Genomic DNA, 25270 nt, shown 5'->3' with positions numbered 1-25270 from the left:
ATGGCAACGCCCGCGCATGTCGCGATCATCATGGACGGAAACGGACGCTGGGCCAAGGCGCGTGGCTTGCCGCGGCTGGCCGGTCACCGCGCCGGCGTCGAGGCGCTGCGCAAGACAGTGCGGGCCGCCCCCGGCCTCGGCATCTCCTTCCTGACCGTCTACGCTTTTTCGTCGGAAAACTGGTCACGGCCGAAATCCGAAGTCAGCGACCTCATGGGCCTGCTGAAGCTTTTCATCCGACGTGACCTCGCCGAGCTGCACCAGAGTGGGGTGAGGATCAGGGTCATCGGTGACAGGGCAGGGCTGCAGCCCGACATAAGGGGCCTGCTTGAGGAAGCCGAAACGCTCACTCTCCGCAACGAGGCGCTGACACTGGTTATTGCCTTCAATTACGGCGGGCGCGACGAGATCGTGCGCACCGCGCGCAAGCTCGCAGCGGCGGTGGCGCGCGGTGAGATCGAGAGCGAGGCGATCACGGCCGATTCCTTTGCCAGCTCGCTCGATACAGAGGGCATTCCGGACCCGGAACTGGTCATCCGCACCAGCGGCGAGCTTCGGTTGTCGAATTTCCTGTTATGGCAGGCTGCCTATAGCGAACTCGTTTTCCTGCCTTGCTACTGGCCCGACTTCAGTCGCGAGCACCTGTCCGATGCACTGCGCGATTTCGCCGGCCGCGAGCGCCGCTTCGGCGGACTTGCCGCCCAAGATGTCGCCTCAGGCTGAGGAATGAGCAACCTCCAACTCCGGGTCATTTCGGCCGTCGTGCTTGCCATCGTCACGCTTGCCCTGACCTGGCTCGGCGGACTGTCCTTCCGGTTGCTTTGCGCTGCCATGGCGGCGGCGATCTTCCACGAGTGGACGCGGATGAGCCGCCCCGTTGCCCCGGCGGGCGCTAGTGCTACGGCAGGTCTCGGCTTTCTGCCCGCGGCGCTGATCGTGGTCTTTATTGGTGCCCTTGTCGCCGGCCTGCCTGCATCTTTGCTGCTGCCGCTCGTCGCGGCTCTGGTGGCTATCACTGCCGTCGCTTCCTCCATGCGCAGGGCAGGACCGTGGGAAGCATCCGGCCTTGCCTATGCGGCCGTGTCCGGCTTGTCGCTGGCCTTCTTGCGTGACGGCGACCATTCAGGGCTGCTGGCCATTCTGTTCCTATTCGCCGTGGTTTGGGCGACCGATATCTTTGCCTATTTCGTCGGCCGCTCCGTCGGCGGCCCAAGGCTGGCGCCGTCGATCTCGCCGGGCAAGACGCGGAGCGGGGCGCTCGGTGGGGTGGTCGGCGGCGTAGTGGCCGGGCTGCTTCTGGCCGCCGTAGCCGGAACGGGCAACCTCGTCGTGCTTGGCGTGGTCGCACTGGTGCTTTCGATCGCCGCGCAGGCCGGTGACCTGTTCGAATCATGGGTCAAGCGACGCCACGGCCGTAAAGATTCCGGCACGCTGATACCCGGCCATGGCGGCATCATGGATCGGGTCGATGGGCTTGTCGCGGCGGCTGTCGCCCTATACGTCATCGGCTGGATTTCCGCGACCGCCGATCATCCGGCACAGGGGCTGTTTCCGGTTTGAGCGGCATCGTCGGTGGGCCGGCGCGGGGCTGCGCCATGGATTCGCCTGGATTGATGTCACAGTCGCGGCGTGATCTGTGCCGTGGATGAATTTGAGGGCATGAGTTGAACGAGATTCTTCACGCGCTTTTCAGCACAGAGGGCTTTGTCCTCGGCACGCTGGTGCCTTTCCTGTTCGTGCTGACCGTGGTCGTTTTCGTCCACGAAATGGGCCATTACCTCGTCGGGCGCTGGTGCGGTATCGGCGCAAAAGCCTTTTCGATCGGTTTCGGCCCTGAGATCATAGGCTTCAACGACAGCCGCGGCACGCGCTGGAAGCTTTGCGCCATACCGCTCGGCGGCTATGTCAAGTTCGTCGGCGACATGAACGCGACGTCGAGCCAGCCCAGCTCGGAGGAGATCGAGGCGCTGAGCGACGAGGAACGCAAGGTTGCCTTCCACACGCAGCCGATCTGGAAGCGTGCGGCGACCGTCGTGGCGGGGCCGCTGTTCAACTTCCTGCTGACGATCGCCGTCTTTGCCGTGCTGTTTTCCGTCCATGGCCGGCCCGTGCTGGAGCCGATGGTGGCCGAGGTCACCGTCGGCAGTCCGGCCGCCGCGGCCGGCATCATGCCCGGCGACCGATTCGTCAGCGTCGACGGCAGCAAGGTCGAGACCTTTGCCGACGTCCAGCGTCTGGTCTCTGGCCGCGCCGGCGACAGCATCACCTTCGTCATGCTACGCGCCGGCAAGGAAATCACCGTCACGGCGACGCCGCGCTTGATGGAACAACAAGACGCACTGGGCAACAAGGTCCAGGTGGCCGTGATCGGCGTCGTCAACAACAAGGAACTCGGCCAACCGCGGCTGATCACCTACAGCCCGGCCGGGGCGGTCGGGGCAGCGGTCCAGGAAACCGGTCACGTCATCCAGCGCACCGGCCAGTTCCTGCAACGTTTCGTTGTCGGTCGCGAGGACAAGTGCCAGCTGGGCGGCCCCATCAAGATCGCCAAGATGTCGGGTCAGGCGGCAAAGCTCGGCTTTGAATGGCTCGTGCAGCTTGTTGCATTCCTGTCAGTCGGGATAGGGATTCTGAACCTATTGCCGATTCCCCCCCTCGACGGAGGGCATCTTCTGTTCTACGGCGTGGAGGCTGTCATCCGGCGGCCGGTGTCCGAACGGATGATGGAAATGGCTTACCGAAGCGGCCTCATATTGGTGCTCGGCTTCATGGGCTTTGTTTTCTGGAACGATCTGTTTGGGTGCTGAAATCATGAAGGAATTTGGCTTCGGCACGAGCAATGTTGAGACGCCGTTTACCATGCGTGGGGATATGCGTGACGCGAAAGCCACGCCACAGGGTTAAGTAAATACAAATTAACCAGAAGCCTTGCGTGTAGGGAAAATCCGGTTAATACGGTAGGGGAAATTACCGCACGTCCGGTTTTCTCGCCGTGGGGACTTCGAGAAAAGGTACAAAAGCCCGATGAAGGCAGCATCCAAGTTTCTGAGCGCCGCGTCCGCGGTGGCTATGTCCGCCGCTCTGGTTGTACCAGGCGCGCTCGCAGTGCAGTTCGTTGCCACATCGGCCGCCGAGGCGGCTGTCGTCTCCAGAGTCGAAGTCACCGGCAATCAGCGCGTCGACGCGGACACCATCCGCAATTACGTGACGATCAAACCCGGCAAGGCGTTTTCAAGTTCGGATATCGACGATGCGGTCAAGGCGCTGTTTGGCACCGGGCTGTTTTCGGACGTGCAGATCAACCAGGTCGGATCGACGCTGGTCATCAAGGTTTCCGAATACCAGGTCGTCAACCAGGTGCTGTTCCAGGGCAACAAGAAGCTCAAGGACAACGCGCTTGAAGCCGCGGTGCAATTGAAGCCGCGCGGCACCTTCTCGCAACAGCAGCTCGACGCCGATGTTGAGGCGGTCAAGGCCGCATACCGGCGTATTGGCCGCGACGACGCCGCCGTGACCACCCAGATTATGGATCTCGGCGACAACCGGGTAAACGTGGTCTTCAACATCAACGAAGGCGGCCGCACCCAGATTGCAGCGATCAATTTCGTCGGCAACAGCGCCTATTCGAGCCGCCGGCTGTCGGACATCATCTCCACCAAGCGCTCGTCATTCCTGTCGTTCGTTCTGCGCGACGACGTCTATGACGAGGACAAGCTGCGCGCCGACCAGGAGCTGCTGCGCCGCTTCTATTACAACCACGGCTATGCCGACTTCCAGGTCGTCTCGGCTGTCGGCGAACTCGACGACACCACCAACAAATACACCGTCACCATCACGGTGCAGGAGGGCGAGCGTTATACGTTCGGGGATGTCAGCGTCGAAAGCACGATCCCCGAGGTCGACAGCAAGTCGCTTGAATCGGTGGTCGAGACGCACAAGGGCGATGTCTACAACGCCAAGAACGTCGAGGACACGATCATTGCGCTGACCGAGAAGGTGGCTGGATCCGGCTATGCCTTCGCCCAGGTGACGCCGCGCGGCGACCGCAACTTCGAGAATCACACGATCTCGGTCGTCTATACGGTCGACCAGGGTACCAAGGCCTACATCGAGCGCATCGAGATTCGCGGCAACGATCGGACGCGCGACTACGTCATTCGCCGCGAGTTCGATGTCAGCGAAGGCGACGCCTTCAATCAGGTCCTCATCCAGCGCGCGAAGAGGCGGCTGGAAGCGCTCGATTATTTTGAGAAAGTCGAAATTTCCACCGTTCCGGGCTCTGAGCCGGACCAGGTTGTGCTGGTGGTCGACGTGGTCGAGAAATCGACCGGTGAGTTCACCGTTGGCGCCGGTTATTCGAGCGGCGGTGAAACGTCAGGTCCGTCCGTCGAAGGCTCCATCAGTGAGCGCAACTTCCTCGGTCGCGGCCAATTCATCAAGGTGGCGGCGGGCGGTGGCAAGAACTCGCGCGACTACAGCTTCTCTTTCACCGAACCCTATTTCCTCGGACGCCGCATCGCGGCCGGCTTCGACATCTACAAGCAGAGCCGTAACTACGACCATTACGACAGCGACACGACGGGCGCGACCGTTCGCTTCGGCCTGCCAATCACAGACAACATTTCGACGCAGCTGGCGTACAACATCTCGCAAGAGAAGTACAAGTTCGACGAGGGCTGCGTTCCCATTATCAATGGTGGCACCTGCGACGTCTCCCAGGCGATCGTAAACGGCGTTAACGAGAGCCCATGGCTCAAGTCTTCGGTCAGTCTCGGCCTGATCTACAATACGATCGACGACATGAAGAACCCGCATGACGGCATTTATGCCAATGTCGGCACGGAAGTGGCCGGCCTCGGCGGCGACGCCAAGTTCATCAAGGTCACGGCGCGCGGCAGCATCTATCAGACGCTATCCGAACAATTGGATCTGGTGGGCCTCATTTCGGGCGGCGCCGGCCATGTCCAGGGGTATGGCAACGGCGATCTGCGCGTCTTCGACCATTTCCAGAGCAGCGACCGTATGATCCGCGGTTTCGAATATGGCGGCATCGGCCCGGTTGCTTCGGACAACAGCAATGACCATCTCGGCGGCACCACCTACTTCAATGCCTCGGCGGAAGCGCAGTTCCCGCTGCCGGTCATCCCCGAAAGCTTCGGTTTGCGCGGCGCTGTGTTCGCCGATGCGGCAACGCTCTACGGCAGCAAAATCGCAAGTGGCCTTGTCAATTCTTCGACAACCGGCATGGAATGGCGCGCTTCCGTCGGTGTCGGCATGATGTGGGCATCGCCTTTCGGCCCGATCCGCATCGACTATGCGATCCCGGTCAAGAAGGAAAAGACCGACGACGTGCAGGAATTCAACTTCGGCATATCGACCCGCTTCTGATGCGTGGATGGCAGTGATCCGAAACTACAGCGCAGCGCGTCCTAGCGGACGCGCAAACGACGTTGTAGCACTTTGATTTGCGCATGATCCTTTCCGAGGATCGATTTCCGATTTCGGGGTCATGCGCTAGCTGGATATTGCTTCTGGAATGACCGATCCGGTGTTCTTCGCGCCCTCACGCCGGTATACGGCCGGCGAAGTCGCGAATCTGACCGGCTCGACGCTTGTCGATTCCGGTCTCTCCGATGTTTCGATCGAGGCTCTGGCGCCCGCCAACGAAGGCGGCGAGAACGCACTTGTCTTCGTCGATGGCAGGCGCAATTTCGCGCTGATGCAGGCACTGCGGGCGGCGGCGGTTCTCTGCCCTGCCGAATTTGCCGGCAAGGCGCCGGCGGGCATTGCGGTGCTGGTGCATCCGCGCCCGCAGCAGGCTTTCGCAATGGTCGGGCGCCTGCTTTTCCCGGCGGCTGCGACGCCTGGACCGATGACCAGCGAAACCGGTATCTCGCCGCACGCCCATATCGATGCGACCGCCCATATCGAGCCCGGTGCGATCATCGAAGCGGGTGCGGTCATCGGACCGCGCGCTGCCATCGGCAGCGGGACCGTTATTGCCCCGCATGCGGTCATCGGTCCGTCCTCGCAGATCGGCCGCGACGGCTATGTCGGTCCAGGAGCCAGCGTGCAATATGCGTTGATCGGCAATCGTGTCATCATCCATGGCGGTGCCAGGATCGGCCAGGATGGCTTCGGTTTCGTGGCCGGCGCCAAGGGTCCGGAGCGGGTTCCGCAGATCGGCCGTGTCATCATCCAGGACGACGTCGAGATCGGGTCGAATACGACCGTCGATCGCGGCGCCATGTCCGACACGATCATCGGCCAGGGTACCAAGATCGACAATCTGGTACAGATCGCCCACAACGTTCGCATCGGCCGCAATTGCATAATAGCCGGGCTTTCGGGTATTTCCGGTTCCGTGACGGTAGGCGACAACGTCACCATGGGTGGCGGTGTCGGCCTTGCGGATCATTTGACCATCGGGTCCGGGGCCAAGCTTGCGGCAAGAAGCGGGTTTATGAGCAATGTGCCTGCCGGTGAGATTTGGGGAGGATATCCGGCGCAGCCGATGGCGGAAGCCATGCGCGAGATAGCGGCCTTGCGCAGACTTGCACGGACGCGCAAACAGGGTGAGGGGGGAAATGGCTGACATCGCAGCGGCGACGCTCGAAGCGGTTGACATAATGCGGCTGATGAAGCTTCTGCCGCACCGCTATCCGTTCTTGATGATCGACCGTATTGTCGACATAGATGGCGACGAATCCGCCATCGGCATCAAGAACGTCACCATAAACGAGCCGCATTTCCAAGGTCATTTCCCCGACCAGCCGGTCATGCCCGGCGTGCTGATCATCGAGGCGATGGCGCAGACGGCCGGCGCCATCTGCATCCGCAGCCTTGGTACGGAAAAGCCGTCGCTGGTTTATTTCCTGACCATTGACAATGCCAAGTTCCGCAAGCCGGTCGTTCCAGGCGACCAGTTGAAAATTCATGTGAAGAAAATCAAGAAACGCGGCAATCTTCTCAAATTCGCTTGCGAGGCCCTCGTCGATGGCGCCAAGGCGGCGGAAGCCGAGATCTCGGCGATGATGGTCGCAAGCGGCTGACAAACGAATGCTAATGAAAATCCAGACAGTCATCCATCCATCGTCGGTCATCGAGGCAGGCGCCCAAATCGGCGAAGGCGCCCGCATCGGGCCCTTCTGTCACGTCGGCCCCGACGCCGTGATCGGCGACCGCGTCGAACTGGTCAGCCATGTCTCGGTGATTGGCGCGACCACCATCGGCGCATCGACCAAGGTCTATCCGATGGCGATACTGGGCGGGCCGCCGCAGAACACCAAGCACAAGGGCGGCCGTACCACGCTGGTGATCGGCGAGAACTGCACGATCCGCGAAGGCGTCACCATGCATGTCGGCACCGATTCCAGCCGCGGCGAGACGACGATCGGCGACAACGGCAATTTCCTTGCCTATGCCCACATTGCCCACGACTGCGTGGTCGGCAAGAATGCCACCTTCGCCAATCAAGCGACGTTAGGCGGGCATTGCGAAGTCGGTGACAATGTCTACATCGGCGGCCTTACCGCGGTTCATCAGTTTGTCCGCATCGGCGATAACGCCTTCCTCGGCGGTTGCTCGGCGATCGTCGGCGACGTCATTCCTTACGCCATCGCCGTTGGCAACCGTGCCAGCCTTCGCGGCCTCAACATCATTGGCCTGAAGCGCGCCGGCCTGCCGCGTTCGGAGATCCACTTGCTGCGCAAAGCCTACAAGACGATCTTCGATCGCTCCCGGACCGTCGGCGAAAACATCGAATTCGCCAAGGCGGAATTCGCCTCGTCGCCGACTGCCATGAAGATCGTCGACTTCATCGCCGGTCGCGGCAAGCGGCACTACGCCGTGCCGTCGCTCAAGGGTAGCGACGGCGACGATACCGATGATGAAGACTGAGGGCAGATGACGAAGATTGAGGCTGCCGGAAAGGGCCTTGATCTCGCGCCAGATGCCAAGGTCGGCATCATCGCCGGCGGCGGTAGTCTCCCGGTCGAAATTGCCCGAGCGCTCGCCCGGCAGGGCAAATTGCCCTTCGTCGTGATGGCGGCCGGCGAGGTCGATCGCATAGCCGATTTCGAGCCCTATGAGCAGACAACCTTGAGGCTGGAAGACGTCGGCTCGCTGCTGCCGATCCTTAAGCGGCATCACGTTACGCATGTGGTGACCGCGGGTCATATCACGCGGCGCCCCAGGCTGAGCGCCATGCGCCTCAATTTGGGCCTGCTCGCGTGGCTACCCAGCCTGTTCGTCGGTGTAACCCGGGGGGACGACACGGTGCTGAAACTGTTCGTGCGCAGGATCGAGCGCAGCGGCATCAAGGTCGTCGGCGCTCACGAGATCGTGCCGGACCTGGTCGCTGCCGAAGGCCTGCTGACCAAGGCGGCGCCACGCAAATCCGACTGGCGCGACATCGAGGCGGCGCACGCTGCAGCAAAAGCAATCGGTGCGCTGGATATCGGCCAGGCGGCTGTTGCGGTCGGCGGCCGCGCCATTGCCTTGGAAGGCGTCGAAGGCACCGACGGGCTGCTCGAGCGGACAAAACAATTACGCGGGCACGGCAGGCTGGCTGGCAGGAGCCGTGGTGTTTTGGTCAAATGTGCCAAGCCCGGTCAGGAACTGCGTGCCGATCTGCCCTCCATCGGTCCGCTGACGGTCGAGGCGGCGCATGCCGCCGGACTGGCCGGCATTGCCGTCGAAGCCGGCCGCTCGCTGGTGCTCGAAGGTCCCGCCACCATCGGGTGTGCCAATGCGCTCGGCCTCTTCGTGATCGGGCTGCCTGCTGCGGAGCCGGCGCATGGCGAATGAGCGGCCGTTGAAGATAGCCGTCGTCGCCGGCGAGGAGTCAGGCGACCTGCTTGGCGCCGACCTTGTGCAGGCGCTCAAGCTCATGACTGGGCGCGACGTTCGGCTTGTCGGCATCGGCGGCCGCCATTTGCAGGCGCTCGGCCTGGCGCCATTGTTCGACGGCAGCGAGATCGCGCTGATGGGCCTTAGCGCCATCCTGCGCGACCTGCCGCGCCTGATGCGGCGGATCGGCCAGACGGCAAACGCGATTGGCGGTGAAAAGCCCGATTGCCTTATCACCATCGACAGCCCGGATTTCTCGCTGCGCGTCGCCAAGAAGGTGCGTGCCGCCGATCCGACCATCCCGACCGTCCACTATGTCTGCCCGAGCGTGTGGGCCTGGCGACCGGGCAGGGCGGCGGCGATGAAGCCATATGTCGATCACATTCTTTGCATCCTGCCGTTCGAGGTGAAGGAACTCGCTCGCCTGGGCGGGCCGCCCGGCACCTATGTCGGGCATCGCCTTGCACACGATCCGGGCATAGTCAGTGCCGCCAGGGCGCAGGCGCAGCCGCGTGACGTCTCCGCTGACCGAGTGAAAACGTTGCTTGTATTGCCCGGTTCGCGTCGCGGCGAGGTGCGGCGCCTGGTTGGGCCGTTCGGCGAGACGGTGTCGATCCTGCGGGCACGCGGGCACCGCTTGCGCCTGCTGTTGCCGACGGTGCCACACGTCGCCGACCTGGTCAGGACCTCGGTCGCGAGCTGGGACGAGAAGCCTGAGATCATACTTGATGCCGAACGCAAATGGCAGGCCTTCGGCAAGGCGGACGCGGCGCTGATCGCATCGGGGACGGTATCGCTGGAACTGGCACTGGCGGGTGTGCCGATGATCTCCTGCTACCGGCTCGATCCGGTCATGCGCATGGCGCAGCCGCTAATCAAAGTATGGAGCGCAGCCTTGCCCAATCTCATTGCCGACCGGCCGGTTGTGCCGGAACACTACAATCAATATGTGCGGCCGCATTATCTGGCGCGGCAGCTGGAAGCGCTGTTCTCCGATACCGCCTACCGCACCTGGCAGAAGCACGGTTTTGCCGAGATTGCCGGGCGTATGGCAACCGCCAAGCCGTCAGGCGAGATTGCCGCTGGGGTGGTGATGGGCATGGTGAGGAAGTGAGTGAACGGTGAATAGTGAATTGTGAATAGTGGTTTCCATGGACAGGGAGCGACGCTTCGCTGCTCCCATTCACCATCTTCACCGCTTCGCGATCGGCACGTAATCCCGTTCCGGCGCGCCGGTATAGAGCTGGCGCGGGCGACCGATCTTCTGGTGCGGGTCCTCGATCATCTCCTTCCACTGCGCGATCCAGCCGACGGTACGGGCGACCGCGAACAGCACGGTGAACATGGTGGTGGGGAAGCCCAGCGCCTTCAGCGTGATGCCGGAATAGAAATCGACGTTCGGATAGAGCTTCTTCTCGATGAAATAGGAATCGGTCAGCGCGATTTTTTCCAGCTCCATGGCGATGTCGAGCAGCGGATCGTCCTTGATGCCGAGCTCGCCCAGGACCTCGTGCGCGGTCTTCTGCATGATCTTGGCGCGCGGATCGTAGTTCTTGTAAACGCGGTGGCCAAATCCCATCAATCGGAACGGATCGTTCTTATCCTTGGCGCGCGCAATGAATTCCGGGATGTGATCGACATGGCCGATCTCGCCCAGCATGTTCAGGGCTGCCTCGTTGGCGCCGCCATGTGCGGGACCCCACAGGCAGGCGATGCCGGCAGCAATACAGGCAAAGGGATTGGCGCCCGACGAGCCAGCCAGGCGGACGGTCGAAGTCGAGGCGTTCTGTTCGTGATCGGCGTGCAGGATGAAGATGCGCTCCATCGCGCGCGCCAGCACCGGATTGATCTTGTATTCCTCGCAAGGCACGGCGAAGCACATATGCAGGAAATTGGCTGCGAAATTCAGCTCGTTCTTCGGGTAAATGAATGGCTGGCCGATGTGGTATTTATAGGCCATCGCCGCGATCGTCGGCATCTTGGCGATCAGCCGCATTGAGGCGACCATACGTTGATAAGGGTCCGAGATGTCGGTGGAATCGTGATAGAAGGCCGACAGCGCGCCAACCACGCCGCACATCACCGCCATCGGATGCGCATCGCGGCGGAAGCCGGTGAAAAAGCGCGACATCTGCTCATGCACCATGGTGTGGCGCGTCACCCGGTAGTCGAAATCGTCCTTCTGCGCCTTGGTCGGTAGTTCACCATAGAGCAAGAGATAGCAGACTTCGAGGAAGTCGCCGTGCTCGGCCAATTGGTCGATCGGGTAGCCGCGGTGCAAAAGAATGCCGGCATCGCCATCGATGAAGGTGATTTCCGATTCGCAGCTCGCCGTCGACGTAAAGCCGGGATCGTAGGTAAAGACGCCGGCAGTGTTGTAGAGCGAACCGATGTCGATGACGTCAGGTCCTACCGAACCACTTCGTATCTTGAATTCATGGGTTTTGCCGCCGAGTTCCAGCTTTGCCGTGGATGCCTGGGTTTTGCCGCCAAATTCCATTTTTGTCGCAGGTTCGGTCATAGCAAACTCCTTTTTGTTTCCTCAGGCCGGCAAAGGCAAAATATCTGAACCCAACACGTCAAAAGCATCGGAATACGCACATTTGCGCCCGCAATTGAATCTGCGCGCCAGATTAGGCCAAGACCCAATGTTGCACTGCGAAACACACCTTTCAATGCCAATCTTCTTGGGCCAGTTTGCTAATCGATTTGATCAGCGATCCGCGCCAGGCTTTCCTCGCGGCCAAGCACGGCAAGCACATCAAAGACACCTGGCGAGGTACTTTTGCCGGTGAGCGCGGCGCGCAAAGGTTGGGCCACGGCGCCGAGTTTATGGCCGCCTGCCTGCGCATAGTCGCGGATCGCGGCTTCCGCTGAGGCGGCAGACCAGTCCGACACCATGGCTAGTGCCGCATGAGCGCCCTGCAGGATCGCGCGCGCCTCACCGCTGAGTAGCGCCGCCGCCTTCTCGTCGACCGGCAGCGGCCGCTCGACGAACAGGAATGCAGCCCCTTCAACAAGTTCGACCAGCGTCTTGGCGCGCTCCTTCAGGCCCGGCAAAGCGGCAAGCAGTTGCGCCCTGCGTCCGTCGTCGAGGCGCGCGGCGATTGCCGGGCCGCCTTCGAGATAGGGCAGAGTGGCGACGAAGATGTCGAGCAGCGCGGTGTCGTTCATCCGGCGCATATGCACGCCATTAAGCGCCTCGAGCTTGGCGAAGTCGAAACGGGCGGCGCCCTTGTTGACGTCGCCAATGTCGAACCATGCGATCATGTCGGCGATCGACATGATCTCATCGTCGCCGTGGCTCCAGCCAAGCCTCGCCAGATAGTTGAGCAGCGCCTCCGGCAGGTAGCCCATGGCGCGATAGGCCTCGACGCCAAGCGCACCGTGCCGCTTCGACAGCTTGGCGCCGTCGGCACCGTGGATCAGCGGGATATGCGACATCGACGGCACCTCCCAGCCCATGGCCTGGTAGATTACGGTCTGGCGTGCGGCGTTGGTCAAATGATCGTCGCCGCGGATGATGTGGGTGATGCCCATGTCGTGATCGTCGACGACGACGGCATGCATGTAGGTTGGATTGCCGTCCGAGCGCAGAATAATGAAATCGTCGAGATCCTTGTTGGGAAAGCGCACGTCGCCCTGGACGCGGTCATGTACCACCGTCTCGCCGTCTGTCGGCGCCTTGATGCGGATCGCCCCCTTGGCGCCGGGCGGCGCCTCCGACGGGTCGCGGTCGCGCCAGCGTCCGTCATAGCGGGGAGGCAGCCCCTTGGCCCGTGCGCTCTCGCGCATTGCTTCCAGCTCGGCAGGCGTCGCATAACAATAATAGGCCTTGCCCGTGCGAACGAGCTCCTCGGCCACCTCGCGATGGCGCGGCGCACGCTCGAACTGCGACACCGGCTCGCCGTCCCATGTCAGGCCAAGCCAGGAAAGCCCGTCGAGAATGGCCGCGGTTGCCGCATCGGTGGAGCGCTCGCGGTCGGTGTCCTCGATGCGCAGCAGCATCGTGCCGCCTGTGTGCTTGGCATACAGCCAGTTGAACAGCGCCGTGCGCGCGCCGCCAATGTGCAGATAGCCGGTGGGCGAGGGGGCAAAACGGGTGACGACCTTATCGGGCATGGAACTCTCAGGCGGGCGAAGGAAGTGGGTTTGCGGACTTTCGCGCGTTGCGCGTTCATGTAGCATAGGAGGTCGAGGGCGCAAGGGGCAGACCCGATGGCTGTGCGAGGCCGTGGTGCGGGCGAGGGCGAGGACGCTGGCAGCGGCGTCAGCGAACGCTTGCTGTTTGCCGCTCCCCTGCCTGTCCTTCCGGCACCGGCATTGCTGCCCGCTCCGCGCTTTGATGCTCCGTCGCTGCCGGCCAGCGACCCCGCAACGGTTCCCGTGCCCGCGGGCGAGCCCATCGTGCGCCTACGCCGTCGCTTCCGCCTCCCGTCACCGTCCCGTATCCGCAATAGCATAACCTCGGCGGCCGGCCTGGAACTCGACCGCGGCATCGCCTTCCTGCTGGTGCCGGTGTTCCTCGCATGCGGGGTGGTCGTGTATTTCGCGATGGCGGCCGAGCCGGCCTTCCCACAGCCGATCGCTATCGTCGCCTTGGCAGCCCTTTGTGCCGTCGTCTCGCGGTCATGGCCCAGGACGCGCCTGTGCTTCATAGTGGCGTTGCTCTGCGCGCTTGGCGTGCTTGCCGCCAAGTTCGAGACCTGGCGTGTCGGGACGCATATGCTCGGTTCCGAAATCTCGACGCGGCTGACGGGTCGCGTCGTATCGTACGAGCCCATGGCGAGCGGCCGCATCAGGCTGACGATCGATGTGATCTCAACCGCCAGGCCGACACTGCGTTACATGCCGGAACGGGTCCGCGTTTCGGCGATGAAAATACCGGCTGAGCTGACCGCCGGTTCCGAGATCGCCGGCTATGTGCGGCTGCTGCCGCCGACCGGGCCGGTGCGGCCCGACAGCTATGATTTCTCCTTCGACAGCTATTTCGCCGGTATCGGCGGCAGCGGCTTTTTTCTCGGCAATCCGAAAGTCGTGTCGTCGGGCAGCATGCCGCTTGCCGCGCGGCTTTCTTCTGCGATCGAAGACGCGCGCGAATCCATCGCCGACCATATCCGCAGCCGCATCGGCGGCGCCGAGGGCGAGATTGCTGCTGCGCTGATCGTCGGCGTGCGCGCCGGCATTCCCGAGGAGATCAACGAAGCGATGCGGCGTACAGGCATCTATCACATCATCTCTATCTCGGGGCTGCATATGGCGTTGGTCGCCGGCACCATCATGGCGCTGCTACGCGGCGCCTTTGCGCTGTTTCCCGATTTCTCATCGCGACGGCCGGTCAAGAAATATGCCGCGGCCGCCGCGCTTTTTTCGATTGCGGCCTACCTCGTCTTTTCCGGCATTGTGGTAGCGGCCGAACGCAGCTTCATCATGCTGGCGGTGATGCTTATCGCCGTGCTGTTCGACCGGGCCGCGCTCACCATGCGCAACCTGGCGATCTCGGCCATCGCGGTCATTCTGGTGTCGCCACACGAGGTGGTCGGTCCGAGCTTCCAGATGTCCTTCGCCGCGACGGCGGCCCTTGTCGGCGCCTATGCCGGCTGGTCCGACTACCGCGCCGGCAGGGCCACCACGCCGCCGCCGCGGCGGTCGCCGCTACGCCTCGCCACGCGAAAGGTCCTGCTGGGCATGGGCGGCCTGGCGATGACCTCAATCATTGCAGGGAGCGCCACGGCGCTTTTCGCCATATGGCATTTCCAGCGCGTGGCGCCGCTCAGCCTGTTGGCCAATCTGGCCATCATGCCCATCGTCTCACTGGTCGTCATGCCCTTCGCCGTCCTCAGTGCGCTGGCGATGCCGTTCGGCGCGGATGGGCCTTTCCTATACGTGATGGGCAAGGGGCTGACGGCGATGATCGCCCTGTCCGGGTGGATCTCCGAGCGCTCGCCAATCGATGCGGTTGGGCTGATTTCGCTGAGATCCGTCCTTTTGGTGACGATCGCCCTTGTCATTGCCAGCATGGCGACGACCTGGTTGCGGCTGGCGGCACTTCCTTTTGCGCTCGCCGGCTTGCTAACGACAACCCAGACGCGCGTACCCGATGTATTGATCTCGGAGGACGCACGGTTGGTCGCGCTGCCGATCGACAGCGGTGAACTCGCGGTCAACCGGGCACGCCCGAATGAGTTCACCATCGACAACTGGAAACGCGCGCTCACATCAGAGGCTATCGTCGCGCCGGAAACACCTGGAAAGAACGATCCGCAATTCGACATTGCCGATCCGGCCGACCTACCGCCGGGTATGCCGTTCATTTGCACGGACGGCCTCTGCCTTGCCAGGCATCCATCCGGCGCGATCATCGCACAAGCCAAGGACCGCGATACTGCGCGGCCAGCCTGCGCCTTTGCCAGTTTGATCGTCATCGACGACGCCACCGCCCATAACCCCTGCTACTACGACCGGCTGGTCCTCGTCGTCACCAAACGGCAACTGGCGCGCGCGGGAAGTGCCGCCGTCTATTTCGATCCACAAGCTGCAACACGCGCCGAAATCCGTTTCGCGGTCGAAAAATCATACCGGCCCTGGCACGTGCAGCGGAAATTTTCACGCGCGGCACGGGGCCTGCCGCCATACCGCAGGGCCGACAAACCCAAAGCCGGCGCCAAGGGCGGAACTCAGTAGCGGCGGATCAGTCCGACGAGCTTGCCTTGCACCTTGACCCTGTCTGGTCCGAAGATGCGCGTCTCGTAGGCCGGATTGGCGGCTTCCAGGGCGATCGAAGCGCCCTTGCGGCGGAACCGCTTCAGCGTCGCTTCCTCCTCGTCGACCAGTGCCACCACGATCTCACCGGGGCTCGCCGTATCGGCATTGCGGATGATCACCGTGTCGCCGTCGAAAATGCCAGCCTCGATCATCGAATCGCCTTTGACCTCGAGCGCATAATGCTCGCCGCCCATGATCATATCCGGCGGCACCGAAATCGAATGCGTCTGGTGCTGGATGGCGTCGATCGGCACACCGGCGGCGATGCGGCCCATCACCGGGATCGAAACGGCGGCGACGACATCGTCGTCATTTCCGGCCGCAGGGACGCGCGACGATGTCGGCTTGCCTTGCCGCGGACCGCCTTGCCCAAGACTGCCCTGGATGACACTCGGCGAGAACTTGCGTGCCGCATTGAGGCCGGGGGCGATCGAGTCAGGCAGGCGCAGCACCTCCAGCGCACGGGCCCGGTTGGGCAAACGGCGAATGAAGCCGCGCTCCTCCAGTGCCGTAATCAGCCGGTGGATTCCCGATTTGGAAGCCAGGTCGAGCGCTTCCTTCATCTCGTCGAAGGAAGGCGGGATACCGCTTTCCTTCAATCTTTCGTGGATGAACATAAGCAGTTCGTGTTGTTTGCGTGTCAGCATAGCGACCCCCAACAGAATCAGAAAAACAAACCCAGAACAAACACTATCTGTTCCAGTTGTGTTCCGCAACTGTTTAAAGTTTAATGAATGCGTTAAGGCTCGGGAAACAAACGACGTCCCCTAACCGGGGTACCCCACTTTCACCGTCGCGAGCCTCATCGCCTTGATTCTGCTTTCGTTTGCGCCCTTCTGGCTTCCCGGAAGGCCACATTGGCATCGGCCGTCGGTCGGCGGAGGGCACGGAAGTGAACCCCTATCGAGTGTGCGGTTTGGTCAATGCACCGTGAACGAAACGAACTCAAAACGCCAACCTCGGGTTAAGTCCTGGTTTCCACCGCCTGGTTAGGCTGCTTCTCGCCGGTGGAGCCTTCCTGCGCGCAACCAGGTGATGGAAGAACAGTCGATGCGTATCCGGCGTTGCATTGAATTTTGGGGGAGCAGGCAAATCATGACAGGAATTCCCGATCTCGCGGCCATAAAGGCGATGGATGCCGCAGATCCGCTGCGCGCGATGCGCGACCGCTTTGTGTTGCCGCAAGGAGTGATCTATCTCGACGGCAATTCGCTAGGAGCTGCTTCACGTGCCGCTTTCGATGAATTGCGCAAGGCCGCGACCGAAGAATGGTCGCATGATCTCATCCGCGCATGGAACACGGCCGGCTGGTTCAACATGCCGCTTGAACTTGGCGACCAGCTCGGGCGCCTGATCGGTGCCGCGGCCGGCCAGACGGTGGTCTGCGACACGACGTCGGTCAACATCTATAAACTGCTGCACGCCGCCATGGCCATGCGACCGGAGCGGCAGGTCATCGTCGCCGAGGGCGATAGTTTTCCGACGGACCTCTACATGGCTGAGGGTGTGGCTTCGACGCGAAAGGATACGCTGCTGCGCCTCTCGGGGGTCGACGCGCCGAGCATCGAAGAGCTGATCGACGAACGCACCGCTGTGGTGCTGGTCAACCACGTCAACTACAAGTCGGGCGAACTGCGCGACATGCCGGCGCTGACGCGCAGAGCCCAGGAAGCCGGGGCGATGATCGTCTGGGATCTCTGCCACACCGCTGGAGCGATGCCAGTCGAGCTCGACAAGGCAAACGCCGATTTTGCCGTTGGCTGCACCTACAAATATCTGAATGGCGGCCCGGGCGCGCCTGCTTTCATCTATGCGGCTGAGCGGCATCTTGCCGACATCCAGCAGCCGCTCACCGGCTGGTGGGGCCATGCACGGCCCTTCGCCTTCGAGCCAGGCTATGCGGCCGGCACCGGCATCCGCCGGTTTCTGTGCGGCACGCAGCCGGTCCTGTCGATGCGCACGCTTAAGGGCGCGCTCGACATCTGGAACGATGTCGACATGACGGCGGTGCGCAAGAAGAGCATCGCGCTGGCCGATCTGTTCATCGAGCTTGTCGAGGCAAAGTGCGGCACTTACGGGCTCACGCTCGAAAGCACGCGCGATGGGGAAAAACGCGGCAGCCAGATTTCATTCATGCATGAGCATGGCTACCAGATCATGCGCGCGCTGATCGAACGTGGCGTGATCGGCGATTTTCGCGCGCCATCGACCATGCGCTTCGGCTTCACCCCGCTCTATGTCGGCTATGCCGATGTCTGGCAGGCCGTCGAAGTACTTGAGGACATCCTGCGCACCGGTGCATGGAAGGATGCGCGCTTCGCCATCAAGACGGCTGTCACTTGAGATTGATGCGAGAGCTGGAGCCGTGAGGCTGGCGACGACGCGCCGCGCGATGCTCACGCTACGTCGCAAGGCCATATTGCCAGGGGAGGGCGCAGGGTGTTCGAACGTCACATTGCCGATTGGGACAACGCCTATGCCAACGGCGCCAACATAGCCAGCAGCGATCGCTGGCCGGCGGCCTGGGTTGAGCCCGCTCGGGTTTTCCGCGACGTGCTTTCGACCGAGGGCAGGGCGCGGCTCGACTTGGCCTATGGCGATAAGCCACGCAATCGGCTCGATCTTATCCTGCCGGCCACCAAGCCCAAGGGACTCGTGGTGTTCGTCCATGGCGGCTACTGGATGGCATTCGACAAGAGTTTCTGGTCGCATCTTGCCGCTGGCGCTGTTGATCGCGGCTATGCGGTTGCGATGCCGTCCTACACGCTCTGTCCGCAGATACGCGTTGCCGGCATCGTCAAGGAAGTCGGCGCGGCGATCGGCACAGCGGCGGCGATGGTCGCAGGGCCGCTGATGCTGACCGGACACTCGGCCGGCGGCCATCTTGTTAGCCGGATGGTTACGGCGACGACGCCGCTGGCGCCCGAAGTGGTCCGGCGCGTTCGTCACGTGGTGTCGATCTCGGGGGTGCACGATTTGCGCCCGATCATGCGCACCGGCATGAACGAGACGCTGGCGATCGATGAGGCCGAGGCGCAGGCCGAAAGTCCGGTGCTGCTGCGCCCGATGGACAAGGCCTGCCTGACCTGCTGGGCCGGCGGCGGCGAGCGCGCCGAATTCCTGCGCCAGAGCGCGTTGCTGGCCAACATCTGGATCGGCCTGGGTGCCGCGACCAGCTCGGTGGTCGAGCCTGACCGGCATCATTTCAACATCATCGACGGTTTGGCCGATCCAGACCATCCGCTGACCCGGACCTTGATCTCGGAGTGAGGCAGGTTCAGCGTAGCATCAGCACGTCGCAGGGGGAGCCCGCCGCCGCGGCAGGCGCGAACGGCGCGCGGACGATCAACCCGTTGGCATCGGCCAGCATTTTCAGCATCGAGGAGTCCTGGATGCCGAACGGCGTCGCCACGAGCGTACCGGCATCGTCTGTGACAACAGCCCGCACATAATCTTGCCTGAGATCGTTGGCCGGCATGGCAGCACCGAGCCGCACCTGACGTATATCCTGCTGAAAGGCGCGGCCGCCGAGCCGCGCCAGCAGCGGCTTGAGGAAGAGCTGGGTGCAGACCAGGCTTGCCACCGGATTGCCGGGCAGGCCGATGCAGCGAATGTCGCCCAGCCGCCCGAACATCAGCGGCTTGCCCGGCCGCATGGCGATCTTCCAGAAATCGAGCGTCATGCCTTGCCCGGTCAGGACGTCATGGACGAGGTCGTGGTCGCCGACCGAGGCACCGCCCAGCGTGACGATGACGTTCGCGCCAGCCTTCACGGCCTTTTCAACCAGCGCAGCGATCGCCTCCCTGCGGTCCGGCGCGATGCCAAGGTCGAGCGCGCGCGCACCGATCGACTGTGCGGCGGCGGCGACACCATAGGCGTTGGAGGAGATGATCTGGTTGGGGCCAAGATTGCTGCCCGGCGGCAGCAATTCGTCGCCGGTCGCGATAATGGCGACCAGCGGCCGCTTGACCACGGCGACCTCGGGATGGTTGGCCGACGCCGCGAGCGACAAGGCCGCCGGATCGAGCAGGCGGCCTTTGGGCAGCAGGACATCGCCCTTGGCGAAATCGAGCCCGAGGCGGCGGATGTTTCGCCCCTGCACCGTCGGCTCCGTCACTTCTACGACACCGCCGCCGAGATCGCGGACGTTCTCCTGGATGACGATGGTGTCGGCACCTTCGGGAAGCGGCGCGCCGGTGAAGATACGCACGGCCTGCCGCTGCTGCACCGTTCCGGCAAAGCCGCGTCCGGCCGGCGCCATGCCGACCACCGAAAGCTTTGCCGGTACGGACGCGATGTCGGCCACCCGCACGGCATAGCCGTCCATGGCGGAGGCGTTGAACGGCGGCTGGGTGCGGAGCGCCACAACCGGCTCCGCCAGCACGCGGTCGGCGGCATCCAGCAGTGCGGCGCGTTCGCCCGGCAGCGCTGCTGCGCCGTCCAGCAGGCGCTCGAGCGCCTCGGCAACCGGGACCAGCGCCATTATCGGCCTGCCCCGGTGGCCCCGCCTCCGGTGATCTTGTAGTCGCCGGATTTGCCGCCGGTCTTTTCAACCAGCCTGATGCCGGAGATGACCATGGCGCGGTCGACCGCCTTGGCCATGTCGTAGATGGTCAGGCAAGCGACCGAGACGGCACTCAGAGCCTCCATCTCAACGCCGGTCTTGCCGGTGACGCGGGTCAATGCTGTCACCTTCAGGCCGGGCAGCGCGGCGTCCGCCTCGATATCGACAGATATCCTGGTCAGCAGCAGAGGATGGCAAAGCGGGATCAGTTCGTGCGTCTTCTTGGCCGCCATGATGCCGGCAATGCGCGCGGTGCCCAGCACGTCGCCCTTCTTGGCGTCGCCGGCGAGGATCATGTCCAGCGTCTCGGGCCGCATCGCGACAAAACCTTCCGCAACTGCCGTGCGCACCGTCTCAGCTTTGTCGCCGACATCGACCATATTGGCTTCGCCCTGCGCGCCAAGATGGGTGAGGGCGGCCGCCATCCTCAAACGGCCTCTGCCGGCGCCTTGCCCGTCAACAGCAGGCGCGTTGCCGCGGCCACGTCCTGCTGGCGCATCAGGCTCTCGCCGACCAGGAAAGTCGCAATGCCGCTCTGCTCCAGCCGGCGGCAATCGACGTGCGAAAAAATACCGCTCTCGCTGACCAGATGGCGGTCGGCCGGCACCATCGCTACCAGCCGCTCCGAGGTCTGTAGGCTGGTTTCAAAGGTCCGGAGATTGCGGTTGTTGATGCCGATCAGCCGCGACGACAGCTGCAGCGCGCGTTCCATTTCAGCCTCGTCATGCACTTCGACCAGCGCGTCCATGCCGAGCCCGAACGCTGTCGCTTCGAGTTCTCTTGCCAACGCGTCGTCGACGCTGGCCATGATGATCAGGATGGCATCGGCGCCCCATGCCCTGGCCTCGTAGACCTGATAGGGGTCGAACAGGAAATCCTTGCGCAAGGCAGGCAGGTCGACAGCAGCGCGCGCAGCGGTGAGGAACGCGGGCGCCCCCTGGAAGGAGGGCGCGTCGGTCAGTACCGAAAGGCAGGCGGCACCGCCTTCCGCATAGGCCCTGGCCAGCGCCGGCGGATCGAAATCGGCGCGGATCAGGCCTTTCGATGGGCTAGCCTTCTTGATTTCGGCAATCAGCGCGAACCCGCCGGATTTGCGCTTTGCCTCAAGGGCGGAAAGAAAGCCGCGCGGCGCGTCGGCATCCGTCGCCTGTGCCTTGATCTCGGCAAACGGCACGCGCGCCTTGGCCGCCGCGATCTCGTCGCGCTTGTAAGCCTCGATCTTGCGCAGGATGTCGGACATAATTCTAACCGTTCGAAATCTCGACCAGCCTGTCGAGCACTTTCAGCGCGCGGCCGCTGTCGATTGCCTGCGCCGCCGTCACCATGCCGTCGGCAAGTGTCGTCACCTTGCCGGCCACCACCAGCCCGGCGCCGGCATTCATCAGCACCGTATCGCGAAAGGCGCCGGCAGCGCCGCCCAGCATGTCGCGCAGTGCCTGGGCGTTGTGGGCGGCGTCGCCGCCGCGCAACTCGTCCTTGGTGTGACGCTTCAGCCCGACTGCTTCCGGGGTCAGCGTAAAGCTGCGGATCTCGCCGCCGGCCAGTTCGGCGACAAGTGTCTCGCCGGTGGTAGTGATCTCGTCATAGCCGTCGCCATGGACGATCCAGGCGTGGTCGGCACCAAGTTCCTTCAACGTTTCTGCCACCGGCATGATCCATTCGGGCAGGAACACGCCGACCATCTGCCGTCTTACACTGGCCGGATTGGAAAGCGGGCCCAGCAGGTTGAAGATGGTGCGGGTTCCGAGCTCGACCCGGGTCGGGCCGACATGCTTCATCGCCGGGTGATGCGCCGGCGCGAACATGAAGCCAACGCCGGCCTCGTGGATGCAGCGGCCGATCGTTTCCGGAGGGATGTCGATCTTGACGCCCAATGCGATCAGAACATCGGCGGCGCCAGTCAGCGAGGACAGTCCGCGATTGCCGTGCTTGGCGACGGGCACGCCGCTGCCGGCGATGGCGAAGGCGGATGCGGTCGAAATGTTGACGCTGTGCGAATTGTCGCCGCCGGTGCCGACAATATCGATGGCGCCTTCGGGGGCTTCGACGCGCAGCATCTTGGCGCGCATGGTGGCGACGGCGCCGGCGATCTCGCTGACGGTCTCACCGCGCACGCGCAATGCCATCAAGAAGCCGCCGATCTGGCCGGGGGTAGCATCGCCGGACATGATGATGTCGAAGGCCTCGCGCGCCTCCTCGAAAGAAAGGGCGCTGCCGGCGGCGACCTTGGCGATGTGGATCTTCAGCGCGCTCATCTGGCCAAGGCTTGGGTTACGGCCGCCTGATCGATGCGGACGTCATATTGCGTCTGCAACTGCGCCACCAACTGGTCGAGCAGGTCGTCGGACATGCCGGAGGTGAAGGATTTCTGAGCGTCCTGGGGTACTGAGCTGGCATCGGCCCCGGCAGGCTCGAACACCTCGGCAACCTTGAACAGGATCTGTCCGTCGCCCGTAGGTGAGGGGATCAGCCCGGTGCCTCCTTCGCCGACGCCGAACATCGCGGCGGCGCCTTCCTTGCCGAAATCGACGTCGTCCGCATCGCGCTTGACGCCGCGCTTGGTCTGCTTTTCGAGCTTGAGCTCACCGGCGATCACCTCGAGCGTGGTGCCAGCCTTGAGACGCTTCTCGAGCTCTTGTGCTTTGGCGGTGAGCCGTTTGGTGGTCTCAGCCGCGGTCCAGTCGGCCACGACCTTCTGGCGGACTTCGTCCAATGTGCGGTCACGGGCCGGCGTGATCCCGCTCACGTCGTAGAAGACGAAGCCGTTATCGGCGGTGGTGAGGCCTTCATTGTCGGTTCCGGGTTCGGATTCGAAAACCGCCTTGATGAGTGCCGGCGATTCCGGCAGGTCTTTGACGATGCTTTCATCCGGCCTTCGGCCGGTGCGGTCGATAGCGTCGATGGTGACGACCTTCAGCTTCAATTTGGCGGCTGCCTCGGCGAGCGAACTGCCCGAGGCGCGCGTATCCTCGTAATTGTCGTGCACGTCCAGCAAGATGCGGCTTGCCTCGCCCAGTGCCAGATCCTTGCGGATCTGCCCGGACACTTCGGCCAGCGGCTTCACCACTTCGGGCTTGATCTCGGTGACGCGCAGCAGAACGGGGCCAAAGGCGCCCTGCACGACCGGGCTGACCTCATTGACGTTGAGTTTGAAGGCAGCATCGGCGACCGCCTTGTCGGCGATCTTGTCCTTGGCCAGCGTGCCGAGCAGCGTGTCGGCCGGCGCCTTGCCTTCGGCAGCGACGATCTTGTCGAAGGTGGCGCCGGTCCTGAGCGAATCGAGCGCCGCCTTTGCGGCATCAGGCGTCTTGAATACAAGCTGCTCGATGGTGCGCATCTCCGGCGTGGTGTAGCGCGCCTTGTTCTTGTTGTAGTCGTCGCTGACCTGTTGGTCGGTCACCGCGCTCAAATCCATGATGTCTTCCGGTTCGAGCCTGACATAGGAGAACTTGCGGTATTCGGGCGCGGCGTAGGTTTTCTTGTTTTCCTCGAAATAGGCCGAAAGCACGCTGTCGGACGGCGCTTCTATCGGCTCGACAAGCGATTTCGGCAAGGTCAGGTAGTCGATGGTGCGATCTTCGCCGCGATAGAGCGCGACCGCCTTGAAGAATGTATCCGGGGCCTTGAGGCCATCCGAAACCGCCTCGACGATCTGCTGGCGGACCGCGACCTGGGCGCGGTTCTTCAAATAATCTTCCGGCCGCATGCCAATCTGCCGAAGCAGGTACTCGAAGCTTCTCCTGTCGAAGGTTCCGGCAGGCCCTTTGAATGCCGGGTCTTCACGCGTCAGTTCGGCGAGCCGGTCCTTGGACAGGCCGAGGCCGAGCTTGCGGGCCTGCTCGTCGAGGACGGCGCCCGACACGAGTTGCGCCAGCACCTGGTTGTCGATGCCGAGCGCCGTCGCCTGCTCGCGGCTGATGCGCTGGCCGAATTGCTGCGACATGACGCTGAGCTGGCGATCGTAGGCGAGGCGGTATTCGTTGATCGAGACCTTGGTGCCTCCGGCCGTAATCACGGCATCATGGCCGGCAAGACCGCCCATCAGCCGTCCCGAGATACCCCAGATGGCGAAGCTCAACACCAACAATGACAGCAGCAGTTTCGCGACCCAGGTCCCCGCCGCGCTTCTCAACATACCAAGCATGAGTACTTCCGATTTTTGCGCATTTCGCATGCGCCGAGTCTGAAACAAGCGCAATAGCGCCCTTCCTGCCCACTGTCGATTGCTTTGTGGCCTGATTTTGATAGTGAGGGCCAGCTTGAAATTGCCCGGAGAAACAAATCCCATGACGCCTGGAATCCGCCCACTCGTCGCTGGCAACTGGAAAATGAACGGCACCAGCGCCTCGCTCAACGAGCTCAGGATGATCGGCAACGGCTTCATGAGCGGGCTCGACGCCGAGACCGAAGCGGTGGTCTGCGTGCCGGCGACCTTGCTCGCGCATGCCGCCGAAATTCTGTCGCGCACGCCGGTGCGGGCCGGCGGAGAGGATTGCCACACCGAGGAAAGCGGCGCCTATACCGGCTGCATTTCGGCCGAGATGCTGAAGGATGCAGGTGCCAGCCATGTCATCGTCGGCCATTCCGAATGCCGCGCCGATCGCAAGGAGGACGATGCCTTGGTGCAGGCCAAGGCCTCCGCCGCATGGCGCGCCGGGCTGGTGGCCATCGTCTGCATTGGTGAGACAAGAGCCGAACGCGAAGCCGGAGCCACGCTCGACGTGCTGTCGCGCCAGGTCGCTGGTTCGGTCCCGCCAAACGCCACGGCTTCCAACACCGTCATTGCCTATGAGCCGGTATGGGCGATCGGCACGGGCTTGACCCCGACCGCCGCCGACGTCGCCGAGGCACATGCGCATATCCGCGAAGAACTGGTGCGGAAGCTTGGCAATACGGCGGCCAAGATGCGCATTCTCTACGGCGGCTCGGTCAAGCCGTCCAACGCCGTCGAGTTGCTCGGCGTGAGGAATGTCGATGGCGCACTGGTCGGCGGCGCCAGCCTGAAGGCGGCGGACTTCCTCGGCATCGCGGAAGCCTATCGAAACATCGCTTGAACAGGAGCTGCTTGCTGCATTTGAGCGGACGGTCGGC

General features: G+C 63.1%; 21 protein-coding genes. 13 read left to right on the top strand and 8 right to left on the bottom strand.

Annotation, left to right across the window (positions count from 1 at the left end):
- From NKG60_RS09680 to lpxB, 9 genes are all read left to right on the top strand, one after another.
- The gene (locus NKG60_RS09680; RefSeq protein ID WP_352665093.1) at positions 1-723 is read left to right on the top strand and encodes an isoprenyl transferase; all 723 of its coding nucleotides are present in this window, start codon (positions 1-3) and stop codon (positions 721-723) included.
- 3 nt (positions 724-726) lie between these two features.
- The gene (locus NKG60_RS09675) at positions 727-1560 is read left to right on the top strand and encodes a phosphatidate cytidylyltransferase (RefSeq protein ID WP_352665091.1); all 834 of its coding nucleotides are present in this window, start codon (positions 727-729) and stop codon (positions 1558-1560) included.
- A 104-nt stretch (positions 1561-1664) separates the two neighbouring features.
- Positions 1665-2807, top strand: a complete 1143-nt coding sequence (rseP, locus tag NKG60_RS09670) for an RIP metalloprotease RseP (protein WP_352665089.1) — start codon at positions 1665-1667, stop codon at positions 2805-2807.
- Between the two features lie 217 nt (positions 2808-3024).
- On the top strand, positions 3025-5388 hold the full coding sequence (gene bamA, locus NKG60_RS09665; protein WP_352665087.1) for an outer membrane protein assembly factor BamA: 2364 nt from the start codon (positions 3025-3027) through the stop codon (positions 5386-5388).
- Positions 5389-5536: 148 nt separating this feature from the next.
- Complete coding sequence (gene lpxD, locus NKG60_RS09660) at positions 5537-6595, top strand: UDP-3-O-(3-hydroxymyristoyl)glucosamine N-acyltransferase (protein ID WP_352665085.1); 1059 nt, start codon at positions 5537-5539, stop codon at positions 6593-6595.
- Complete coding sequence (fabZ, locus tag NKG60_RS09655; protein ID WP_023674942.1) at positions 6588-7052, top strand: 3-hydroxyacyl-ACP dehydratase FabZ; 465 nt, start codon at positions 6588-6590, stop codon at positions 7050-7052. Before lpxD ends, fabZ begins: the two co-directional genes overlap by 8 nt.
- Before the next feature lie 13 nt (positions 7053-7065).
- Complete coding sequence (gene lpxA / locus NKG60_RS09650; protein WP_352474276.1) at positions 7066-7899, top strand: acyl-ACP--UDP-N-acetylglucosamine O-acyltransferase; 834 nt, start codon at positions 7066-7068, stop codon at positions 7897-7899.
- A gap of 6 nt (positions 7900-7905) precedes the next feature.
- Complete coding sequence (locus tag NKG60_RS09645; RefSeq protein WP_352665083.1) at positions 7906-8808, top strand: LpxI family protein; 903 nt, start codon at positions 7906-7908, stop codon at positions 8806-8808.
- Positions 8798-9964: a lipid-A-disaccharide synthase gene (gene lpxB, locus NKG60_RS09640; protein ID WP_352974885.1), complete on the top strand. Its 1167-nt coding sequence runs from the start codon at positions 8798-8800 to the stop codon at positions 9962-9964. Before NKG60_RS09645 ends, lpxB begins: the two co-directional genes overlap by 11 nt.
- 78 nt (positions 9965-10042) lie before the next feature.
- On the opposite strand, the gene gltA is transcribed toward lpxB, so the two are convergent.
- On the bottom strand, positions 10043-11371 hold the full coding sequence (gltA, locus tag NKG60_RS09635) for a citrate synthase (RefSeq protein ID WP_254817305.1): 1329 nt from the start codon (positions 11369-11371) through the stop codon (positions 10043-10045).
- A gap of 179 nt (positions 11372-11550) precedes the next feature.
- Positions 11551-12972: a glutamate--tRNA ligase gene (gene gltX / locus NKG60_RS09630; protein ID WP_352868237.1), complete on the bottom strand. Its 1422-nt coding sequence runs from the start codon at positions 12970-12972 to the stop codon at positions 11551-11553.
- Positions 12973-13068: 96 nt separating this feature from the next.
- Here gltX and NKG60_RS09625 point away from each other — a divergent pair, with 96 nt between their 5' ends.
- On the top strand, positions 13069-15534 hold the full coding sequence (locus tag NKG60_RS09625; protein ID WP_352974883.1) for a ComEC/Rec2 family competence protein: 2466 nt from the start codon (positions 13069-13071) through the stop codon (positions 15532-15534).
- On the opposite strand, the gene lexA is transcribed toward NKG60_RS09625, so the two are convergent.
- Complete coding sequence (gene lexA, locus NKG60_RS09620) at positions 15528-16262, bottom strand: transcriptional repressor LexA (RefSeq protein ID WP_352448829.1); 735 nt, start codon at positions 16260-16262, stop codon at positions 15528-15530. The genes NKG60_RS09625 and lexA overlap by 7 nt on opposite strands.
- Before the next feature lie 448 nt (positions 16263-16710).
- On the opposite strand from lexA, the gene kynU reads away from it, so the two are divergent.
- Both kynU and NKG60_RS09610 read left to right on the top strand, forming a co-directional pair.
- Positions 16711-17958, top strand: a complete 1248-nt coding sequence (gene kynU, locus NKG60_RS09615) for a kynureninase (RefSeq protein WP_352665077.1) — start codon at positions 16711-16713, stop codon at positions 17956-17958.
- A 96-nt stretch (positions 17959-18054) separates the two neighbouring features.
- Positions 18055-18885, top strand: coding sequence for a hormone-sensitive lipase (locus NKG60_RS09610; protein WP_352665075.1), 831 nt, complete (start codon positions 18055-18057; stop codon positions 18883-18885).
- Positions 18886-18892: 7 nt separating this feature from the next.
- Here NKG60_RS09610 and NKG60_RS09605 read toward each other — a convergent pair whose 3' ends face one another.
- From NKG60_RS09605 to NKG60_RS09585, 5 genes are read right to left on the bottom strand one after another with little or no spacing between them, the layout of a single operon-like run.
- Positions 18893-20098: a molybdopterin molybdotransferase MoeA gene (locus NKG60_RS09605; RefSeq protein WP_352665073.1), complete on the bottom strand. Its 1206-nt coding sequence runs from the start codon at positions 20096-20098 to the stop codon at positions 18893-18895.
- Entirely contained in the window at positions 20098-20604 is a 507-nt protein-coding gene (moaC, locus tag NKG60_RS09600; protein WP_352665071.1) for a cyclic pyranopterin monophosphate synthase MoaC, read from the bottom strand. Before moaC ends, NKG60_RS09605 begins: the two co-directional genes overlap by 1 nt.
- Before the next feature lie 2 nt (positions 20605-20606).
- Entirely contained in the window at positions 20607-21419 is an 813-nt protein-coding gene (gene trpC, locus NKG60_RS09595; RefSeq protein ID WP_502903390.1) for an indole-3-glycerol phosphate synthase TrpC, read from the bottom strand.
- 4 nt (positions 21420-21423) lie between these two features.
- Positions 21424-22434 (bottom strand): anthranilate phosphoribosyltransferase, encoded by a 1011-nt coding sequence (trpD, locus tag NKG60_RS09590; RefSeq protein WP_352665068.1) that lies wholly within the window; start codon positions 22432-22434, stop codon positions 21424-21426.
- Positions 22431-24323: a SurA N-terminal domain-containing protein gene (locus tag NKG60_RS09585; protein WP_352665066.1), complete on the bottom strand. Its 1893-nt coding sequence runs from the start codon at positions 24321-24323 to the stop codon at positions 22431-22433. Before NKG60_RS09585 ends, trpD begins: the two co-directional genes overlap by 4 nt.
- A gap of 142 nt (positions 24324-24465) precedes the next feature.
- On the opposite strand from NKG60_RS09585, the gene tpiA reads away from it, so the two are divergent.
- Positions 24466-25233, top strand: a complete 768-nt coding sequence (tpiA, locus tag NKG60_RS09580; RefSeq protein ID WP_352665064.1) for a triose-phosphate isomerase — start codon at positions 24466-24468, stop codon at positions 25231-25233.
- Positions 25234-25270: the final 37 nt, after the last annotated feature.

The sequence above is a fragment of the Mesorhizobium sp. M1428 genome (genome assembly GCF_040317515.1).
Classification (GTDB): Bacteria; Pseudomonadota; Alphaproteobacteria; order Rhizobiales; family Rhizobiaceae; genus Mesorhizobium.
This window is presented reverse-complemented; position numbering and strand designations above follow the sequence as displayed.

Coding starts and splice junctions, on each gene's coding strand:
- bamA (WP_352665087.1), top strand. CDS start 3,025: ATGAAGGCAGCATCCAAGTTTCTGAGCGCCGCGTCCGCGGTGGCTATG.
- lpxA (WP_352474276.1), top strand. CDS start 7,066: ATGAAAATCCAGACAGTCATCCATCCATCGTCGGTCATCGAGGCAGGC.
- trpD (WP_352665068.1), bottom strand. CDS start 22,434: ATGAGCGCGCTGAAGATCCACATCGCCAAGGTCGCCGCCGGCAGCGCC.
- NKG60_RS09585 (WP_352665066.1), bottom strand. CDS start 24,323: ATGCTTGGTATGTTGAGAAGCGCGGCGGGGACCTGGGTCGCGAAACTG.
- gltX (WP_352868237.1), bottom strand. CDS start 12,972: ATGCCCGATAAGGTCGTCACCCGTTTTGCCCCCTCGCCCACCGGCTAT.
- tpiA (WP_352665064.1), top strand. CDS start 24,466: ATGACGCCTGGAATCCGCCCACTCGTCGCTGGCAACTGGAAAATGAAC.
- lpxD (WP_352665085.1), top strand. CDS start 5,537: ATGACCGATCCGGTGTTCTTCGCGCCCTCACGCCGGTATACGGCCGGC.
- NKG60_RS09680 (WP_352665093.1), top strand. CDS start 1: ATGGCAACGCCCGCGCATGTCGCGATCATCATGGACGGAAACGGACGC.
- NKG60_RS09605 (WP_352665073.1), bottom strand. CDS start 20,098: ATGGCGCTGGTCCCGGTTGCCGAGGCGCTCGAGCGCCTGCTGGACGGC.
- kynU (WP_352665077.1), top strand. CDS start 16,711: ATGACAGGAATTCCCGATCTCGCGGCCATAAAGGCGATGGATGCCGCA.
- lpxB (WP_352974885.1), top strand. CDS start 8,798: ATGGCGAATGAGCGGCCGTTGAAGATAGCCGTCGTCGCCGGCGAGGAG.
- trpC (WP_502903390.1), bottom strand. CDS start 21,419: ATGTCCGACATCCTGCGCAAGATCGAGGCTTACAAGCGCGACGAGATC.
- NKG60_RS09645 (WP_352665083.1), top strand. CDS start 7,906: ATGACGAAGATTGAGGCTGCCGGAAAGGGCCTTGATCTCGCGCCAGAT.
- NKG60_RS09625 (WP_352974883.1), top strand. CDS start 13,069: ATGGCTGTGCGAGGCCGTGGTGCGGGCGAGGGCGAGGACGCTGGCAGC.
- moaC (WP_352665071.1), bottom strand. CDS start 20,604: ATGGCGGCCGCCCTCACCCATCTTGGCGCGCAGGGCGAAGCCAATATG.
- NKG60_RS09675 (WP_352665091.1), top strand. CDS start 727: ATGAGCAACCTCCAACTCCGGGTCATTTCGGCCGTCGTGCTTGCCATC.
- fabZ (WP_023674942.1), top strand. CDS start 6,588: ATGGCTGACATCGCAGCGGCGACGCTCGAAGCGGTTGACATAATGCGG.
- lexA (WP_352448829.1), bottom strand. CDS start 16,262: ATGCTGACACGCAAACAACACGAACTGCTTATGTTCATCCACGAAAGA.
- gltA (WP_254817305.1), bottom strand. CDS start 11,371: ATGACCGAACCTGCGACAAAAATGGAATTTGGCGGCAAAACCCAGGCA.